18 protein-coding genes are annotated in these 18677 nt (G+C 70.1%); 12 read left to right on the top strand and 6 right to left on the bottom strand.

The genetic code is table 11. The features are described 5' to 3' along the window. Positions 1–22: 22 nt before the first annotated feature. The 4 genes from gmk (at position 23) to metK (ending at position 3627) form a co-directional block, all read left to right on the top strand. On the top strand, positions 23–649 hold the full coding sequence (gene gmk, locus A5697_RS04960) for a guanylate kinase (RefSeq protein ID WP_067947324.1): 627 nt from the start codon (positions 23–25) through the stop codon (positions 647–649). A gap of 74 nt (positions 650–723) precedes the next feature. Further along, the gene (gene rpoZ / locus A5697_RS04955; RefSeq protein ID WP_067947322.1) at positions 724–1050 is read left to right on the top strand and encodes a DNA-directed RNA polymerase subunit omega; all 327 of its coding nucleotides are present in this window, start codon (positions 724–726) and stop codon (positions 1048–1050) included. Positions 1051–1065: 15 nt separating this feature from the next. Then, positions 1066–2319: a bifunctional phosphopantothenoylcysteine decarboxylase/phosphopantothenate--cysteine ligase CoaBC gene (gene coaBC, locus A5697_RS04950; protein ID WP_067947320.1), complete on the top strand. Its 1254-nt coding sequence runs from the start codon at positions 1066–1068 to the stop codon at positions 2317–2319. 96 nt (positions 2320–2415) lie between these two features. Continuing rightward, positions 2416–3627: a methionine adenosyltransferase gene (metK, locus tag A5697_RS04945; RefSeq protein WP_067947318.1), complete on the top strand. Its 1212-nt coding sequence runs from the start codon at positions 2416–2418 to the stop codon at positions 3625–3627. Here metK and A5697_RS04940 read toward each other — a convergent pair. The 3 genes from A5697_RS04940 to A5697_RS04930 are packed head-to-tail and all read right to left on the bottom strand — an operon-like array spanning position 3624 to position 7093. Continuing rightward, positions 3624–5120 (bottom strand): NAD(P)/FAD-dependent oxidoreductase, encoded by a 1497-nt coding sequence (locus A5697_RS04940; RefSeq protein WP_068008502.1) that lies wholly within the window; start codon positions 5118–5120, stop codon positions 3624–3626. The genes metK and A5697_RS04940 overlap by 4 nt on opposite strands. 10 nt (positions 5121–5130) lie before the next feature. Then, positions 5131–6096, bottom strand: a complete 966-nt coding sequence (locus A5697_RS04935) for an alpha/beta hydrolase (protein WP_067947315.1) — start codon at positions 6094–6096, stop codon at positions 5131–5133. Positions 6097–6118: 22 nt separating this feature from the next. Beyond that, on the bottom strand, positions 6119–7093 hold the full coding sequence (locus tag A5697_RS04930; RefSeq protein WP_068008499.1) for an alpha/beta hydrolase: 975 nt from the start codon (positions 7091–7093) through the stop codon (positions 6119–6121). On the opposite strand from A5697_RS04930, the gene A5697_RS04925 reads away from it, so the two are divergent. The 3 genes from A5697_RS04925 (at position 7092) to A5697_RS04915 (ending at position 10503) form a co-directional block, all read left to right on the top strand. Then, complete coding sequence (locus A5697_RS04925; RefSeq protein WP_068008497.1) at positions 7092–7826, top strand: lysoplasmalogenase; 735 nt, start codon at positions 7092–7094, stop codon at positions 7824–7826. The two genes, A5697_RS04930 and A5697_RS04925, sit on opposite strands and share 2 nt — an antisense overlap. Positions 7827–7886: 60 nt before the next feature. Further along, positions 7887–9887, top strand: coding sequence for a primosomal protein N' (locus A5697_RS04920; protein WP_231971975.1), 2001 nt, complete (start codon positions 7887–7889; stop codon positions 9885–9887). A 127-nt stretch (positions 9888–10014) separates the two neighbouring features. Beyond that, positions 10015–10503: a MarR family winged helix-turn-helix transcriptional regulator gene (locus tag A5697_RS04915; protein ID WP_068008494.1), complete on the top strand. Its 489-nt coding sequence runs from the start codon at positions 10015–10017 to the stop codon at positions 10501–10503. Here the strand turns inward: A5697_RS04915 and A5697_RS04910 are convergent. Continuing rightward, the gene (locus A5697_RS04910; protein WP_067943760.1) at positions 10500–11312 is read right to left on the bottom strand and encodes a class I SAM-dependent methyltransferase; all 813 of its coding nucleotides are present in this window, start codon (positions 11310–11312) and stop codon (positions 10500–10502) included. The two genes, A5697_RS04915 and A5697_RS04910, sit on opposite strands and share 4 nt — an antisense overlap. 169 nt (positions 11313–11481) lie before the next feature. Here A5697_RS04910 and fmt point away from each other — a divergent pair, with 169 nt between their 5' ends. The 4 genes from fmt to ribD all read left to right on the top strand — a co-directional run bounded on the left by fmt (position 11482) and on the right by ribD (position 15594). Then, positions 11482–12414, top strand: coding sequence for a methionyl-tRNA formyltransferase (gene fmt, locus A5697_RS04905; RefSeq protein WP_068008505.1), 933 nt, complete (start codon positions 11482–11484; stop codon positions 12412–12414). After that, on the top strand, positions 12411–13799 hold the full coding sequence (locus A5697_RS04900) for an RsmB/NOP family class I SAM-dependent RNA methyltransferase (RefSeq protein ID WP_068008490.1): 1389 nt from the start codon (positions 12411–12413) through the stop codon (positions 13797–13799). Before fmt ends, A5697_RS04900 begins: the two co-directional genes overlap by 4 nt. A gap of 86 nt (positions 13800–13885) precedes the next feature. Further along, complete coding sequence (gene rpe / locus A5697_RS04895; protein WP_067943764.1) at positions 13886–14575, top strand: ribulose-phosphate 3-epimerase; 690 nt, start codon at positions 13886–13888, stop codon at positions 14573–14575. Next, on the top strand, positions 14572–15594 hold the full coding sequence (gene ribD / locus A5697_RS04890) for a bifunctional diaminohydroxyphosphoribosylaminopyrimidine deaminase/5-amino-6-(5-phosphoribosylamino)uracil reductase RibD (protein WP_068008487.1): 1023 nt from the start codon (positions 14572–14574) through the stop codon (positions 15592–15594). Before rpe ends, ribD begins: the two co-directional genes overlap by 4 nt. Positions 15595–15600: 6 nt before the next feature. On the opposite strand, the gene A5697_RS04885 is transcribed toward ribD, so the two are convergent. Further along, on the bottom strand, positions 15601–17157 hold the full coding sequence (locus A5697_RS04885; protein WP_067943768.1) for an MFS transporter: 1557 nt from the start codon (positions 17155–17157) through the stop codon (positions 15601–15603). Then, a complete protein-coding gene (locus A5697_RS04880; RefSeq protein ID WP_067943770.1) occupies positions 17154–17861 on the bottom strand; it encodes an LppX_LprAFG lipoprotein in 708 nt (235 codons plus the stop codon). Before A5697_RS04880 ends, A5697_RS04885 begins: the two co-directional genes overlap by 4 nt. A 129-nt stretch (positions 17862–17990) precedes the next feature. Here A5697_RS04880 and A5697_RS04875 point away from each other — a divergent pair, with 129 nt between their 5' ends. Beyond that, the gene (locus tag A5697_RS04875; protein WP_068008484.1) at positions 17991–18584 is read left to right on the top strand and encodes a riboflavin synthase; all 594 of its coding nucleotides are present in this window, start codon (positions 17991–17993) and stop codon (positions 18582–18584) included. Positions 18585–18677 lie beyond the last annotated feature (93 nt).

The following is an 18677-nucleotide window of genomic DNA, read 5'->3' as shown; positions in this document are numbered from 1 at the left end:
GGACAGCACGACCACGCGTCCCTTGCCAGGTGGTGTGGGACGCGTCCCGTGCTCGACGTCCGGTCCCTCCGCGGTCGGCAAGTCGACAGTGGTCCGGTGCCTGCGCGAGCGGATACCGGACCTGCATTTCAGCGTCTCGGCCACGACGCGGGCGCCGCGGCCGGGCGAGGTCGACGGCGTCGACTACCACTTCGTCAGTCCCGCCCGCTTCCAGCAGCTCATCGACGACGGCGCGCTGCTGGAGTGGGCCGACATCCACGGCGGACTGCACCGTTCGGGCACCCTGGCCGAGCCGGTGCGCACCGCCACCGCCGCCGGGATCCCGGTACTCATCGAGGTTGACCTGGCCGGCGCCAGGGCGGTGAAAAAGGCGATGCCCGAGGCCATTACCGTCTTTCTGGCCCCACCCAGCTGGGAGGACCTGAAGTCCAGGCTCGTCGGCCGGGGCACCGAAACCCCGGAGGCCATGCGGCGTCGCCTCGAGACCGCCCGCATCGAAATGGCGGCCCAGGACGACTTCGACGAGGTCGTGGTCAACCGTCAATTGGAGTCCGCGTGCGCCGAATTGGTATCCTTGCTGGTGGAAACTGCGCCGGCTCGGCATGATGCGCCTGGCCAGACCAGTCAGAACAGATCCAATCGAGATTGAGCATCGAATTGCCAGCGGTAGTTAAGCCGTTTCGGGGCTCTGACCGCCTTCGTACTTTGAGGAGATTGACCTAAGTGACCATTCCGCAGTCCGACGCCGCGTTGGCCGCCGTCCCCGATCGGTTCGACCCCTCTGCGGGAGTGCAGGGCGCCTACGACACCCCGCTGGGCATCACCAACCCGCCCATCGACGAGCTGCTGGACCGCGTGTCGAGCAAGTACGCCCTGGTGATCTACGCCGCCAAGCGGGCCCGCCAGATCAACGATTACTACAACCAGCTCGGCGAGGGCATCCTCGAATACGTTGGGCCGCTGGTCGAGCCGGGGCTTCAGGAGAAGCCGCTGTCGATCGCCCTGCGCGAAATCCACGCCGACCTGCTCGAGCACACCGAGGGCGAGTAACAGGCCCGGCGCGCTGTGGACAACCGCGATCGGGTCGCGAAAAAAGTCGTCGTCGGGGTCTCCGGAGGCATCGCCGCCTACAAGGCGTGCACGGTCGTTCGTCAGCTCTCCGAGGCCGGCCACCTGGTCCGGGTCATCCCCACCGAATCCGCCTTGCGGTTCGTCGGGGCGGCCACCTTCGAGGCGCTCTCCGGCCAACCGGTGCACACCGGGGTTTTCGAAAACGTCCCGGAGGTGCCGCACGTCCAGCTCGGCCAGAAGGCCGATCTGGTCCTGGTGGCGCCCGCGACCGCGGACCTGCTGGCCCGCGCGGTGCACGGCCGCGCCGACGACCTGCTGACCGCAACCCTGCTGACGGCGAGGTGCCCGGTGCTGTTCGCGCCGGCGATGCACACCGAGATGTGGTTGCACCCGGCCACCGTCGACAACGTGGCGACGCTGCGGCGCCGCGGCGCGGTGGTGCTGGAACCCGCGTTCGGCCGGCTCACCGGCGCCGACAGCGGGTCAGGGCGGCTGCCCGAAGCGGAGGAGATCACCACGCTGGCCCAGCTGCTGCTGGAACGCCACGACGCGCTTCCCTACGACCTCGCCGGCTGCAAGGTGCTGGTGACCGCCGGTGGCACCCGCGAACCGATCGACCCGGTGCGCTTCATCGGCAACCGCAGCTCGGGCAAGCAGGGCTACGCGGTGGCCCGCGTCGCCGCCCAGCGCGGCGCCGAAGTCACGCTGATCGCCGGGCACACGGCGGGACTGATCGACCCCGCGGGCGTCGAGGTGGTTCACGTCAGCTCGGCGGAGCAGCTCGGCGACGCCGTGGCCAAGCACGCCCCCGCGGCCGACGTGCTGGTGATGGCGGCGGCGGTCGCCGACTTCCGGCCCGCGCAGGTTTCCGCCGCCAAGATCAAAAAGGGTGACGAGGGGCCACCGGCGATCGAGCTGGTGCGCAACGACGACGTGCTGGCCGGCGCGGTGCGGGCGCGCGCCAACGGCGAGCTGCCCAACATGCGGGCCATCGTCGGGTTCGCCGCGGAGACGGGCGATGCCAACGGGGATGTGCTGTTCCACGCCCGTGCCAAGCTGCGCCGCAAGGGCTGCGACCTGTTGGTGGTCAACGCGGTGGGCGACGGCAGGGCGTTCGAGGTGGACAGCAACGACGGGTGGTTGCTCGCCTCCGATGGCACCGAGTCGGCGCTGCAGCACGGCTCCAAGACGTTGATGGCCAGTCGTATCGTGGATGCGATCGCCACGTTTCTGCACGGCGGCGGGTAATACGGTTCGGTTCTCCTGTGGCGCCGGGCCAGGTGCTGGCCGGACGACGCCCGCCCATATAATTCGGTTAACTAATTATTCGGAAGGATTGAGATTGTGAGCGAAAATGGTCGCCTGTTTACCAGTGAGTCGGTGACTGAGGGACATCCCGACAAGATCTGTGACGCGATCAGCGACTCGGTCCTCGACGCCCTGCTGGCGCAGGACCCCCGCTCACGTGTCGCGGTCGAGACGCTGGTGACCACCGGCCAGGTGCACGTCGTCGGCGAGGTGACGACGACGGCGAAGGAGGCATTCGCCGACATCACCAACACGGTCCGCGAGCGCATCCTCGAGATCGGCTACGACTCGTCGGACAAGGGTTTCGACGGGGCGTCCTGCGGGGTGAACATCGGCATCGGCGCGCAGTCGCCCGACATCGCCCAGGGCGTCGACACCGCGTACGAGGCCCGGGTCGAGGGTGAGCGGGACCCGCTGGACGCCCAGGGCGCCGGTGACCAGGGCCTGATGTTCGGCTACGCGATCGCCGACACCCCCGAGTTGATGCCGCTGCCCATCGCGCTGGCGCACCGCCTGTCCCGGCGGCTGACCGAGGTGCGCAAGAACGGCGTGCTGCCCTACCTTCGCCCGGACGGCAAGACGCAGGTCACCATCGAATACGAAGACAACGTCCCGGTCCGGCTCGACACCGTGGTCATCTCCACCCAGCACGCGGCCGACATCGACCTCGAGCGCACCCTGACCCCCGACCTGCGGGAAAAGGTGGTCAACACCGTCCTCGACGACCTGGCTCACGACACGCTGGACACCTCGTCGACGCGGTTGCTTTTCAATCCGACCGGCAAGTTCGTCCTGGGTGGCCCGATGGGCGACGCGGGGCTGACCGGCCGCAAGATCATCGTCGACACGTACGGCGGGTGGGCCCGCCACGGTGGCGGTGCCTTCTCCGGCAAGGATCCGTCCAAGGTGGACCGCTCGGCGGCCTACGCGATGCGTTGGGTGGCCAAGAACATCGTCGCCGCCGGCCTGGCGGAGCGGGTCGAGGTGCAGGTGGCCTACGCCATCGGCAAAGCCGCCCCCGTCGGCCTGTTCGTCGAGACCTTCGGCACCGCCACGGTCGACCCGGTCAAAATCGAGAAGATCGTCCCGGAGGTGTTCGACCTGCGGCCCGGCGCCATCATCCGCGACCTGGACCTGCTGCGCCCGATCTACGCGCAGACCGCCGCGTACGGCCACTTCGGCCGCACCGACATCGAGCTGCCGTGGGAGCAGCTGAACAAGGTCGACGACCTCAAGCGCGCCGTCTAGGGGACGCCGGCCTTCGTGAACCGGTAGTCGTCCAGGTCGAATCGCCTGCTGCGCCAATAGGCCTCGACCGTGGTGGTGGGGCGCAGCGGCACGTCGCCGTTCTTGTCGAAGTAGTAGCTGTTGGCCAGCCGGCAGCTGTCCTGCCAGAAGATCTGCCGGTGCCGTCGGCGCATCATCTCGTCGAAGTACCGGTCGTTGGCTTCCTCGGTGACCTCGACGCGCGTCGCCCCCTCGCGCTCGGCCCGTTTGAGGCACCGCACGATGTGGTGGGTCTGCGTCTCGATGAGCGCGAAGTATGAAGAGCCGACGTAGCCGTACGGACCGAACACCGTGAACAGGTTGGGGAAATCGGGGACGCTGACTCCCTCGTAGGCCTGCAGCCGGTGTTCGTCCCAGAACCGGCTCAGGGATTTGCCGCCGCTTCCGGTGACCGCGAACGTCGGGACGTCGTCGGGGTCCATCACTTTGAAGCCGGTGGCCAGGATCAGCACGTCGACGTCGTGGTTCTCGCCGTCGGTGGTGGCCACGGCCGCCGGTGTGATCTTGTCGATCGGCTCGGTGACCAGCCGCACGTTGTCCCGGTTGAACGTGGCCAGGTACTCGTTGTGGAAACCGGGGCGCTTGCAGCCGACCGCGTAGCGCGGGGTGAGCTGATCGCGCACCGTCGGGTCGTGAACCTGTTTGCGCAGATACGCCAGCCCCGCCGACTCCATCCTCTTGGCCAGCGGGATGACGGTGAAGTAGTGCGCGGAGATCGGGAAGGTGACTTCGACGAAGGCCTGGCTGAGTAACCGCTGCACGACTTTGCCGCCGGGGATCCGCATCGCCCAACGGGCCGGCGCGGGCAACGCGACGTCCAGCTTGGGGAAGCACCAAATCGGGGTGCGCTGAAAAACGGTGAGCTGCTTGACAATCGGCGCGATTTCGGGAATCACCTGAACGGCCGAGGCCCCGGTGCCGATGATCGCGACGCGCTTGCCGCTCAGGTCCTGGTCGTGATCCCAGCGTGCGGTGTGCATCGTGATGCCGCCGAAGCTGTCAACGCCGTCGATGTCGGGCAGGTTGGGCACGGTGAGCACGCCGCAGGCGCTGATCAGGAATCGGGCGGTCACCGTGCCGCCGGGATCGGTCTGCACCCGCCACAGGCACTGCTCGTCGTCGAACTCGGCGGCTTGTACCTTGGTGTTCAACCGGATTCGCGATCGGAGCCCGTATTTGTCGACGCAGTGTTCGGCGTACGCCTTGAGCTCGCGCCCCCGCGCGTAGGTGCGCGACCAGTCCGGGCTCTGCTCGAAGGAGAACTGGTAGGAGAACGACGGAATGTCCACGGCGATACCGGGATAGGTGTTCCAGTGCCACGTCCCGCCGACCCCGTCGCCCGCCTCGACGACGAGATAGTTCGACAGCCCTGCGTTGTCGAGCTTGATGGCGGCGCCGATTCCGGAGAAGCCGGCGCCGACGATCAGCGTGTGGTAGTCGGGAGTGCTGCTCATCGGTGTCCGCCTAGGGGTGTAGTGCCTTCTTGAGTGCGGCCAGCCCGCGGTCGGTGGCATCGCCGGCCGCGGGAATCACCAGAGCGAAGCTGGCGTACCCGTGCACCAGGTTCGGCTCGTTGCTCAATTCCGCGGCCACGCCGGCGCTGTCCAGCAGCTCGGCGTAGCGCGCCCCGTCGTCGCGCAGCGGATCGTGTTCGGCGGTCCCGATGTAGGCGGGCGGCAACCCGGACAGGTCCGTCGCGTTCGCCGGGGCAAGGGTGACGGGCAGCGCCGTCGGGTCGCTGATGTCGTGGTCGGGCAGATACCAGGACAGGAAGGCGTCGATCACGTCGCGGTCCAGGATGGGCGCGTTGGCGTTTTCGGTGTACGACGGCAGCGACAGGTCCGCGGTGACGACCGGGTACCACAACAGCTGGAAGCTGAGCTCGGGTCCGTCGTTCTGGCTGGCCAGATGCGCCATCACGGCGGCCAGGTTGCCGCCGGCCGAGTCGCCGGCGACGGCGATGCGGCTGGGGTCACCGCCCAGCTCGGCGGCGTGCTCGGCGACCCACTGCAACGCCGCCCAGGAGTCGTTGACCCCGGCCGGGAACGGATGCTCGGGCGCCAGCCGGTAGTCGACGGACACCACGATGGCCTCGGCCCCGACGGCGTGCGCGCGGGCGAGGGGGTCGTGGGTGTCCAGTCCGCCGAGGCAGAAGCCGCCGCCGTGGTAGAAGACGACGACGGGCAACGCCTCCTCCGGCTCCAGGGGCGGCCAGTAGATGCGCACGGGAATGTCGGTGAGCTCCCCGTGACCGATCGTGCGGTCCTCAATGCGCAGGTCCGGCAGCATTTCGGAAGGGACCTGGAGCAGCCGCAGGCGCGAGCGTGCGACCTCCACGCCGTCGGCTGCGCTGAAGGTCATCGGGAAGGCGTCGAGCAACGCCTTGAACGCCGGATCGATGCCGGGTCGGGCGAAGGTGGGCTCCGTCATGGATTCACCGTACGCCCCGCATTCACCCGCGCAGCCCGGTTCGCAGGGCCCTCAACCCGCGCTCCATCGCGGCGGTGGCGGCGGGCACCACACCGCCGTAACCGAGGTAGCCGTGCACCAGGGTCTCGGCGTTGTGCACCTCGACCAAAACGCCCGCTCCGGCCAGCCGTTCGCCGTACCGAATGCCGTCGTCGCGCAGCGGGTCGTGACCCGCGACGGCGATGTAGGCGGGCGGCAGGTTGGACACGTCTGCGGCGCGTCCCGGCGCCATGCCCGGCGGCGGGACGGACAAGTCGACTTCGCCCGCGTACCAACGCGAGAACTCGGCGACGGCCTTGACATCCAGGATCGGCGCGGCGGCGTTCTCGGTGAAGGACGGCAGCGAGGCATCCCACATCGTGGAGGGATACCACAGCAGCTGGAACGCGATGAGCGGCGCGCCGCTATCACGCGCCCGCTGTGCCGTTACGGCCGTGATGGTTCCGCCGGCTGAATCCCCGGCCAGGGCCAACCGATTCGGATTACCGCCCAACTCGCCGGCGTGCTCGGCGACCCAAAGCGTTGCGGCCCAAGCATCTTCGATAGCCGCGGGGTATGGATGCTCGGGTGCCAACCGATAGTCGACGGACACCACGATCGCGTCGGCGCCCACCGCGTGCTGGCGGGCCGTGCCGTCGTAGCTGTCGAGGTCACCCACGACGAAGCCACCGCCGTGGAAATACAGCACCACCGGCGGCGCGGTACTCCCCGTGCTTGCGCCCAAATCGATTGGCGGCCAATAGATCCGAATGCCGATCGGCCCCGCCGGACCCTGGATGGTGCGGTCTTCGACGCGCAACTCCGGATGCAGTGGCCGGCGGGGCAGGTCGCGGAACCGCTGACGCGCGGCATCAACACCGTCGTCGGTGGATAGCCGGAAGGGAACCGCATCCAGTACCTTCTGCAGGATGGGGTCGATCGCGGGCTTTTCGTCGGCTGTGTTATCCAAGCTTGGCATGGACGTACCGTACGCACCGCGTCTGGTGTTCGGCGGCTGGGTGGTGGCCGGCTGGGCTGCCCTCGGCTATGGCGTCTACCTGACGGTGTTGGCGTTGGGTTCGCCGCCGGGAACCGAGCTGACCGGGCACTGGGTGCTCCAGCCGCTGTTCAAGGCGTCGATGGCGTTGTTGCTGACCGCCGCCGCGGTCGGCCACGCCGTCGTCCGCGAGCGGCGGTGGCTGATGCCGGCGCTGCTGCTGTCGGCCATCGGCGACTGGGCGCTGGCGATCCCGTGGTGGGAGCCGTCCTTCGTCGTGGGCCTGGCCGCATTCCTGTTGGCGCACTTGTGCTTCCTGGGCGCGCTCGTGCCCCTGGCGGCGAGGCGCCCGTCGAAGCCGCGCATCGCCGCCGTGGTGGCCATGTGCCTGGCCACCATCGCGCTGCTGGCGTGGTTCTGGCCGCACCTGGACAAGCTGAAGCTTCCGGTGATGGCCTACATCCTCGTGCTGACCGCGATGGTGTGCGCCGCGCTGGTGGCGCAGCTGCCGACGATCTGGACGGCGGTGGGGGCGGTGTGTTTCGCGGTGTCCGATTCGCTGATCGCCATCGGCCGCTTCATCCTGGGCAACGAGGCACTGGCGGTGCCGATCTGGTGGTCGTACGCCGCCGCGCTGATCCTGATGACGGCCGGGTTCTTTTTCGGTCGTGAGGCGCCGGCCGACGCCGGCCCCGTGGAACCGGCCGAAAGCTGAAAGCTGATACCGGACGGTAAAGGCGTTGAGCAGCAACATAATTCGGCCCGCAGGGTTGCCGTGAGCGGCGGCGTGCGCACGCCCGTTCAGGTGGAACCCATCGCGCGGGTGCTGCCGATGCTCTCGGTTCCGCACCTGGACCGTGAGTTCGACTACCTGGTGTCGGCCGAGCAGTCCGACGACGCCCAGCCCGGGGCGCGGGTGCGGGTGCGGTTTCACGGCCGCCTGGTCGACGCCTTCTTGCTGGAGCGCCGCAATGAGACCGATCATCAGGGCAAGCTCGGCTATCTGGACCGCGTCGTGTCGGCCGAACCCGTGCTGACGCCGGAGATCCGCCGGTTGGTCGATGCGGTGGCGGCGCGCTACGCCGGGACCCGGCCGGACGTGCTGCGGCTGGCGGTGCCGGCCCGGCACGCCCGGGTGGAGCGGGAACCGACGACGCCACACCGGTTGCCGGTGCCCGCGCCCGTCGACCCGTCGGCGTGGGATGGGTACGCGCGGGGCGCCCAGTTCCTGGCCGCCCTGGCCGAGTCGCGGGCCGCGCGGGCCGTCTGGCAGGCGCTGCCGGGGGAGTCGTGGGCGGACCGATTCGCCGAAGCCGCCGTGCAAACCATTCGGGCCGGACGGGCGGTGCTGGGGATCGTTCCCGATCAGCGGGACCTGGACGCGCTGTGGCGGGCCGCGACCGCGCGGATCGACGAGAGCGGCGTGGTGGCGCTGTCGGCCGGGCTGGGGCCGGCGGCCCGGTACCGGCGGTGGCTCGCGGCGCTGCGCGGTCAGGCACGGCTGGTGATCGGCACTCGCAGCGCGGTTTTCGCTCCGCTCAGCGACCTGGGGCTCGTCATGGTGTGGGCCGACGCCGACGACTCGCTCGCCGAGCCGCGGGCGCCCTACCCGCACGCCCGCGAGGTGGCGATGCTGCGGGCCCATCAGGCGCGCTGTGCGGCGCTGATCGGGGGTTACGCGCGCACCGCGGAAGCCCAGGCGCTGGTGCGCAGTGGGTGGGCGCACGACATCGTCGCGACCCGGGCGGTGGTGCGCGCCCGCACGCCGCGGGTGGTCGCCCTCGACGACACGGGCTACGCCGACGAACGCGACCCGGCCGCGCGCACCGCGCGCATCCCGTCGATCGCGCTGCGCGCCGCCCGCTCGTCGCTTCAGGCCGGGGCGCCGGTGCTGGTGCAGGTGCCGCGGCGCGGGTATGTCCCGTCGCTGGCCTGCGCGCGCTGCCGCGCGATCGCCCGGTGCCGGCACTGCACGGGCCCCCTGTCGTTGCAGGAGGGCGGCCAGGCGCTGATCTGCCGGTGGTGCGGGCGCATCGACCCGACGCGGCGGTGTGCGCGCTGCGGTTCGGACGCGGTGCGCGCCGTGGTCGTCGGGGCACGCCGCACCGCCGAGGAGCTTGGCCGCGCGTTTCCCGGAACCGCGGTCATCACCTCGTCGGGGGAAGGTGTGGTGCCGGAGGTCGCCGCCGGCCCGGCCCTGGTGGTGGCCACCCCGGGGGCCGAACCCGCCGCCGCTGGCGGCTACGGCGCGGCGCTGCTGCTGGACACCTGGGCGCTGTTGGGCCGACAAGACCTGCGTGCCGCCGAGGACGCGCTGTGGCGCTGGATGACCGCGGCGGCGTTGGTGCGTCCCCGCGGCGACGGCGGGGTGGTGCTGGTGGTGGCCGAATCATCGATCCCCACAGTCCAATCGCTGATCCGCTGGGATCCGGTGGGTCATGCGGACGCCGACTTGGCGGCTCGCGCCGAGGTGGGCTTGCCGCCGAGCGTGCACATGGCGGCGCTCGACGGCGCGGCCGATGCGGTGGCGGCGCTGCTCGACGAGGCCGGGCTGCCAGACGGGGCGGACGTGCTGGGCCCGGTGGATTTGCCGGCTGGGGTGCGCCGCCCGGCGGGGATGCCGACGGGCGTCCCGGTGACGAGGATGCTGGTGCGCGCCCGCAGAGAGCAGGGGCTGGCGCTGGCCGCTGCGCTGCGCCGCGGCGTGAGCGTGCTGTCCGCCCGCCAGACCCACGAGCCGGTCCGGGTGCAGATCGACCCCCTGCACATCGGGTGACCTCGCCAAATCCTGCCCGAGGGGATAGTATGCGTCGGAAATAATGCCTGACTACGACATTGGGAGCCTTGGCAGTTCCTGATCTTTAGCCGCCGATATGCCGGAGACGGTCCGGAGAAGGGTCGACATGGCAGCGGACAACGCGACGACGGCGGACGAGTCGCTGGACGTCATCACTGACGCTTTGCTGACGGCTTCCCGCTTGCTGGTTGCCATTTCGGCGCGCTCGATCGGTCAGGTGGACGAGACCATCACGATCCCGCAGTTCCGGACGCTGGTAATCCTGTCGAATCGGGGCCCGGTCAACCTGGCCACCCTGGCCGGTCTGCTCGGGGTGCAGCCATCCGCCACCGGGCGGATGGTCGATCGGCTGGTCGCGGCGGGGCTGATCGACCGCCTGCCGCACCCGACGTCCCGGCGCGAGCTGCTGGCCGCGCTGACGAAGCGGGGGCGGGAGGTCGTTCGTCAGGTTACGGCGTACCGGCGCAACGAAATCGCGACCATCGTGGAGAAGATGCCGCCGCCGGAACGCCACGGCCTGGTGCGGGCCCTGACCGCGTTCACCGCCGCCGGCGGCGAGCCGGACGTGCACCTGGATGCCGAGATCGATCTCTAGCGCTTCTCGGCGGTGACCAGCAGATACTCCCAGTTCATGGTGCCGTTGGCGAGGTAGTGCTGCGCGAGCTCGACGAGTTGGGCGTCGAGCTCGGCGGCCAGCACCCGATTGTGCCCGATGTTCGCGTAGGCCTCGATCGTCGGACCGTAGTGGTTCTTGAAGTACGTGTGCACCGCTTCGGCGCTTTCGAACCGGTTGACTTCCAGCATTCCCCGCACCGCGGTCATCCGGCCGACGCGCTCGCCGAGCAATCCGGTGACGTAGCCCTCGCGTCCCCACAGCGCGGCCGGCGGCACGGCCTGCGACAGGCTGGGCCGGTACGGCCGGATGGTGGCGAGCATGCGGCCGAAGAATCCCTCCGGCGTCCAGCTGATCACGCCGATCGTCCCGCCCGGCCGGCAGACCCGGACCAGTTCGTCGGCGGCCCGCTGCTGGTCCGGCGCGAACTGCACGCCGATCGCGGAGATGACGACGTCGAACTCGCCGTCGCCGAACGGCAGCGCGTGCGCGTTGGCCTCCCGGTAGTCGATCGTCAGGCCATGGGCCGCGGCGCGGGCGCGCGACCGCTGCAACAGCTCGGGGGTCAGATCACTGGAAACGACGGCGGCGCCCGACGCGGCGGCCGGAAGCGAGATGTTGCCCGAGCCGGCCGCGACGTCGAGCACCCGCACGCCCGGCCCGATGCCGGTGGCCTTGACCAGGGCCGGCCCCAGCGGGGCCATCACTTCCTCGGCCATCAGGGCGTAGTCGCCGAGCGCCCATACCGCGCGATGGGGGGCGGCGTCGCTGATCGTGGTGTCGAGAGTCATCAGGCCTCCTTGAAGGTAAGGAAAGGGCTGCCCACTCGACCTCGTTGTCCCTAGCACGGCAGTGCGGTCACGCGACTAAATAGTGACCTGTAGCAATAGTATGCATTAGCAATAGTATACAAGCGCAACTTCGGGCCGGACGGCCGCCGCGGCTTTCTAGACTGTGCCGGTGCGTCTTGTCTTCGCCGGCACCCCCGAACCCGCGCTGCCCGCGCTGCGCCGCCTCATCGACTCGCCGCGTCACGAGGTGATCGCCGTGCTGACCCGGCCCGACGCGGCAGTCGGGCGGCACGGCAAGCCGCAGCCCTCGCCGGTGGCCCGCGAAGCGCTCGACCGTGGCATTCCGCTGCTGCGACCGGCGCGGCCGAACGCGGAAGAGTTCGTCGCCGAACTGACGGAGTTGGCGCCGGACTGCTGCGCGGTCGTGGCATACGGCGCTCTGCTGCGCGACGGCCTGCTCGGGGTGCCCCCGCACGGGTGGATCAACCTGCACTTCTCGCTGTTGCCGGCCTGGCGCGGGGCGGCCCCGGTGCAGGCGGCGATCGCGGCCGGCGACACCATCACCGGTGCGACCACGTTTCGGATCGAGCCCAGCCTGGACTCCGGCCCCATCTACGGCGTCGTCACCGAGACGATCCGGCCGTCCGACACCGCGGGCGAACTGCTTGAGCGACTGGCCGTTTCGGGCGCGGCGCTGCTGTCGACCACGCTGGACGGCATCGCCGATCAGACGTTGACGCCCCGGCCGCAACCCGCCGACGGCGTCAGCCTTGCGCCGAAGCTCACCGTCGAGCAGGCCCGGGTGCGCTGGGACCTGCCTGCGCCCATCGTGGAGCGCCGAATCCGTTCGGTGACGCCAAACCCCGGCGCCTGGACCTTGATCGGCGACCTCCGGGTCAAGCTCGGTCCGGTGCACATCGACGCGGGTGGCCCAGAATCGCTGGCGCCCGGGGCTATTCACGTCGACCGCAAGAACGTGTGGATAGGAACCGGTTCGCAAGCGGTGCGGCTGGACCAAATACAGCCGCCCGGAAAGAAACTCATGAACGCCGTCGACTGGGCCCGCGGCGCGCGACTCGACTCCGCTGCGCGGGCGACGTGAGCCGGCCCCGGCCGCCGGATCGCGGGCGCGGCAAGCGGCGCCGACCACTCGACCCCGCGCGCGCCGCCGCGTTCGAGGTGCTGCGGGCGGTCAGCGAGCGCGACGCATACGCGAACCTGGCCCTGCCCGCGCTGCTGCGCGAACGCGGGATCAGTGGCCGCGACGCAGCGTTCGCCACCGAGCTGACCTACGGCACCTGCCGGACCCGTGGCCTGCTCGACGCGGTCATCGGCGCCGCCGCCGGCCGCTCGCCGGACACCATCGACCCGGTGCTGCTCGACCTGCTGCGGCTCGGCACGTACCAGTTGCTGCGCACCCGCGTCGACAAGTACGCCGCGGTGTCCACCACGGTCGAGCAGGCCGGTATCGAATTCGATTCGGCCCGTGCGGGTTTCGTCAACGGCGTGCTGCGCGCAATCTCCGCGCGCGACGAGAAGTCCTGGGTCGAGGAATTGGCGCCCGACCCGTCGCGAGACCCGGTCGGACATGCCGCCTTCGTGCACGCGCACCCGCGCTGGATCGCGCAGGCGTTCGCCGACGCCTTGGGCGCGGCCGCGGCCGAGCTCGACGCGGTGCTGGCCAGCGATGACGAACGGCCTCAGGTGCACCTGGCGGCCCGTCCCGGGGTGCTGACGGCCACGGAACTGGCCGACGTCGTGGGTGGCACGGTCGGCCGGTATTCGCCCTATGCGGTGTACCTGCCGGGTGGCGACCCCGGGCGGCTGGCGCCGGTGCGCGAGGGCGCCGCCCTGGTCCAGGACGAGGGCAGCCAGCTGGTGGCGCGGGCGCTGACGCTGGCGCCGGTCGAGGAGGACACCGGCCGGTGGCTCGATCTGTGCGCCGGACCGGGCGGCAAGACCGCGCTGCTCGCGGCGCTGGGCGCCGGATCCGGGGCGCGCGTCACCGCGGTGGAGCCGAACCCGCGCCGCGCCGACCTGGTTGCCGAGAACACCCGTGGGCTCCCGGTCGACGTGCTGCGGGTCGACGGGCGGCAGACCGAACTCGAGCCGACCTTCGACCGAGTGCTCGTCGACGCCCCGTGCACCGGGCTGGGCGCGTTGCGGCGCCGGCCCGAGGCGCGGTGGCGGCGACAGCCCTCCGACGTGCCGACGCTCACGAAGCTGCAACGCGAGCTGCTGGGCGCCGCGATCGCGCTCACCCGGCCCGGCGGTGTGGTGCTCTACGCGACATGTTCGCCCCACCTCGCCGAAACCGTCGGGGTGGTCGCCGACGCGCTGCGCCGGCACCCAGTGTCCGCGTTGGACACCCGGCCGCTGTTCGAGCCCGTCACCGGGCTGGGGGATGGGCCGCACGTCCAGCTGTGGCCGCATCGGCAGGGCACCGACGCCATGTTCGCCGCCGCGCTGCGCCGCGAAGCGGGGTAGCGGGGTGGCGACTCAACGGACCCGGCCGCCGCCGCGCTGCGCCGCGAAGCGTGAACCCTTCGGCGCGGCTCAGTAGTGTGGCGCACATGCCTGGCAACACCGGTAAGCCCCTGATCGCGCCGTCCATCCTGTCCGCCGATTTCTCGCGGCTGGCCGACGAAGCGGCCGCGGTGGTGGGCGCCGACTGGCTGCACGTCGACGTGATGGACAACCACTTCGTGCCCAACCTGACCATCGGCCTGCCGGTGGTCGAGAGCCTGCTCACCGCCACGGCCATCCCGATGGACTGCCATCTGATGATCGAGGACCCCGACCGTTGGGCGCCCGGCTACGCCGAGGCGGGCGCCTACAACGTCACCTTCCACGCCGAGGCCACCGACCACCCGGTCGCGGTGGCGCGCGACATCCGCGCGGCCGGCGCCAAGGCGGGCATCAGCGTCAAGCCGGGAACCCCGCTGGAGCCGTACCTGGAAATCCTGCCGCAGTTCGACACCCTGCTGATCATGTCGGTCGAGCCCGGCTTCGGCGGTCAGAGCTTCATTCCCGAGGTGCTGAGCAAGGTCCGCACCGCGCGCAAGCTGATCGACGCGGGGGAGCTGACGATCCTGGTCGAAATCGACGGCGGCATCAACGACGACACCATCGAGCAGGCCGCCGAGGCCGGCGTCGACTGCTTCGTCGCCGGGTCGGCCGTCTACGGCGCGGAGGACCCGGAGGCCGCCATAGCGGCGCTGCGGAGGCAGGCCGCCGCCGCGTCGCCGCACCTGCGCCGATGAATCAACCCGCCGACGGCCTCGATGCCGCCATGCGCCTGGCGATCGAGCAGTCCAACCACGTCAAGGGCGCCACCTATCCGAATCCGCCGGTGGGCGCCGTCATCCTGGACGCCGACGGCGTGGTCGTCGGAGTCGGCGGCACCGAACCCGCCGGTGGCGACCACGCCGAGGTGTTGGCGTTGCGGCGGGCCGGCGAGCTGGCGGCCGGCGGGACCGCGGTGGTCACCCTGGAGCCCTGCAACCACCACGGCAAGACCCCACCGTGCGTGAACGCCCTGCTGGAAGCCAAGGTGGGGGCCGTGGTGTACGGGGTGGCCGACCCGAATCCGGTCGCCGCCGGCGGTGCGGCCAGGCTGACGGAAGCGGGCGTGCGGGTGACGTCCGGGGTACTGGCCGACGAAGTGGCCGGCGGACCGCTGCGGGAGTGGTTGCACAAGCAGCGGGCCGGGCTGCCGCACCTGACGTGGAAGTACGCCAGCAGCGTCGATGGCCGCAGCGCGGCCGCCGATGGCACCAGTCAGTGGATTTCCAGCGAGGCTTCGCGGTTGGATCTGCATCGCCGCCGCGCGGCCGCGGACGCGATCGTGGTGGGCACCGGCACCGTGCTGGCCGACGATCCGGCGCTGACCGCGCGGTTGCCCGACGGCTCGCTGGCCGACCGGCAGCCGCTGCGAGTGGTGGTGGGCATGCGCGAGATACCGCCAGAGGCAAAGGTTCTCAACGACGATTCGCGGACCATGGTGATCCGCACGCACGATCCCATGGAGGTGGTCAAGGCGCTGTCGGATCGCACCGACGTCCTGCTGGAGGGCGGCCCCACCCTCGCCGGCTCGTTTCTGCGGGCCGGGGCGGTCAACCGCATCCTGGTGTACGTCGCGCCGATGCTGCTCGGCGGCCCGGTCTCCGCGGTCAACGACGTCGGGGTGCCCACCATCGCGCGGGCGTTGCGCTGGCAATTCGACGGAGTCGACCGGGTGGGGCCGGACCTGCTGCTCAGCCTGGTGCCGCGCGGCGACTAGGAGCGCTTAGCGCTCGCCCAATGAGATCGTTTGCGGCTCAGGGACTTCCGGCTCCTCGGCGTGTTCCTTGCGGCCACCGATCAGCAGGCCCAGTAGCGCACCCGCGATGCAGATGACCACGGTCGCGCTGAAGATGTCGCCGTACATCATGGCGAACGCTTTGAGGTACATCGTCCCCTGCGCGGCGATCCGCTCCAGCAGGGAGGCGTTGGGGGGTATCGCGGCCGTCAACCCGGCGACGATCTGGTTGAACCGGTAGAGGCCCCACGCACTGAGCGCGGCCACGCCGATGAGCATGCCCGTCATCCGGGCCACCACCACCGCCGCCGAGGCGATGCCGTGCTGGGCGGACGGAACAACCCGGAGGGCGGCGGAGGTCAGCGGCCCGATCACCAGGCCGAGGCCCACGCCGGCCACCAGCAAGTCGGCATGCAGCACGGGGACGCTGAACACCCCGAAGATGTCGTGCTTCTGGCTCAACACGTCCTGGCGCCAGTAGTGAATCAGCCAGTAGCCGTAGGCCGCGATCAGCAGCCCGATGAAGGTCATCACCCGGTCGCCCACGCGGGTGGCGATCCAGCCGCCCAGCACCGCGCCGACCGGCAGCGCGATCAAAAACCACAGCAGCAACCCGGCGGCCTGCGTCTGGTCCATCTGCAGGACGCCCTGGCCGAACAGCTCCACGTCGACCAGGGTCACCATCAGCGCCGCGCCCGCGGCCAGCGATGCGCCCAGCGCGGCCAGGAACGGGCGGAAGTGCACGCCCGCCGGCTCGATCAGCCGGGTGCGGGAGAACCGTTCCCAGAGCAGGAACAGCACCGCCACCACGACCGCCCCGATGACCAGCGGGAGCCCGTAGCTCGGCAGGATCTGTTTGCCGTCGGGTTGCGGGTTGTACAGGCCGATCACCGCCAGGCCGAGGGCGACCGCGAGCAGTACACCGCCGACCAGGTCGACCCTCTCAGGGTTCTCGACCTTTTCGTGCGACGGCAGGCTGAACTGGATCATCGCCATCGCGACCAGGGTCAGCGGGACGTTGATCCAGAACACGTAGCGCCAGTCGTGGAACAAGTACACGATGAAAATCCCGTACAGCGGGCCCAGCACGCTGCCGAGCTCCTGTGCGGCGCCGATGCCGCCCAGCACGCCGGCGCGGTTGCGCTGTGCCCACAGGTCGGCGCCCAGCGCGAGTGTGACCGGAAGCAGCGCGCCACTGGCCACACCCTGGATGGTGCGGCCGGCGATCAGCAGGTGGAAATCGCCCCAATGCCCGGCCAGCGCGGTCACCACCGACCCGACCATGAACAGGGCCAGGCTGACCTGCAGCACCAGCTTGCGGCCGAAGCGGTCGGAGGCCCGCCCCAGCAGCGGCATGGCGGCGATGTAACCCAGCAGGTACATCGTGATGATCCAGGTGATGCGCTGCAGCTGGTTGATCGGGATGTGAACGTCGCTCATGATGTCGCGCATGATCGTCACGACGACATAGGCGTCCAGGGCGCCCAGCAGGACCGCCAGACTGCCGGCGCTGATCGCGACGCGGCGGCCGGCCTGCGAACTCATGAACTCACCGGGGGCTTGGTGACCTGAACCTGCTCACCCCAGTTGGACAAGGTGACCTGGATGGAGTTGCCGGAGCTCTTCTGCATGTTCGCCTGGACCAGCTGGTGGTCGCCGGTCTCCTGGATCCACACCGTGCTCGGCACCGGCTGCGTCGCGTTGAACTGCGGCATGATCTTGTTCACCGCATCCGCCGAGACGTTCCCGCTGACGCGGATCGTGCTCTGACCGTTGATGGTGTCGCGGCCCTCGGCCTTGGCGTTGGTGAAGTTGGCGAGCGCGTTGGCCAGCCCGGTGTCCGGGTTGAGCAGCACCGACACGTCGTAGATGTCGGACGCCTTGCCGAAGTCGCTCCACTTGTTGGGCGTCAGGGTGGCGTACAGGTTGCCGTCGACGACCACGAAATTGGCGTCGATGTCGGACCCGCCGAGGGTGATGGTGGCGTTGCCCTTGGCGGCGGTGGCCGGCGCCGTGGTGAGGTCACCGGTCAGCGTTTTGATGGGCAGCCCCTGGATCTTGCCCTGAATGCTCAGCACGAGGTGCACGCTCTTCACATTCTTGGTGGCGTCGGCCGACTGCTTGACCAGGGTCGTGGCGTCGGGCAGCGGGGCGCCACTCTGCTTTGAGCCCGACGAGCAGCCGGCGATCAAGGCGGTGGCGAGGGTCAGGGATGCGAGGACGGCCGATAGACGGCGGCGGGTCTGCATACCTTGCATCGTAGAGGGTGCCCATGACCGGCTTGGGACACGTGGGGCCGCGGTGTCGGCCCGGCGCCGACGCTTTGGCCTGCTCACCAGTGCGACCGCGGCATCCGGACGGCCGATTAACCTGATGGAATGTTCACCGGAATTGTCGAGGAGCTCGGGGAGGTGACGGGCCGCGACATGCTCGCCGACGCCGCCCGGCTCACCATCCGCGGACCGGTCGTGACCTCCGACGCCGGGCACGGCGACTCGATCGCCGTCAACGGCGTCTGCCTGACCGTCGTCGAGCTGCTGCCGGACGGCCAGTTCACCGCCGACGTGATGGCGGAAACCCTCAACCGGTCCAACCTGGGCTCCCTGCAGGTGGGCAGCCCGGTCAACCTGGAGCGCGCCGCGGCGGTCAACAGCCGGCTCGGCGGGCACATCGTGCAGGGGCACGTGGACGGGACCGGGCAGGTGGTGAGCCGGGCGCCGTCCGAGCACTGGGAAGTGGTCCGGATCGAGATCCCCGCGGAGGTGGCCCGCTACGTCGTCGAGAAGGGGTCGATCACCGTGGACGGGATCTCGCTGACGGTCTCCGGGCTCGGCGCCGACTGGTTCGAGGTTTCGCTGATCCCTACCACCCGCGAGCTGACCACGCTGGGCCGCGCCCCGGTCGGCACGCAGGTCAACCTCGAAGTCGACGTGATCGCGAAATACGTTGAGCGGTTACTCAGCCCGCGTTAGGCCGCCTTCGGAAAAGTGCGCGCCGCGCCGGTTCGCTCAGCAGGGCTCGCCCGGAGGCGTCCAGTAGGGCTCGCCGGATGGGGTGTAGCACGG

Source organism: Mycobacterium sp. E3251 (assembly GCF_001666835.1).
Classification (GTDB): Bacteria; Actinomycetota; Actinomycetes; order Mycobacteriales; family Mycobacteriaceae; genus Mycobacterium.
Note: the sequence above shows the minus strand (reverse complement) of the source record. Positions and strands in the feature narration are given on the sequence as shown.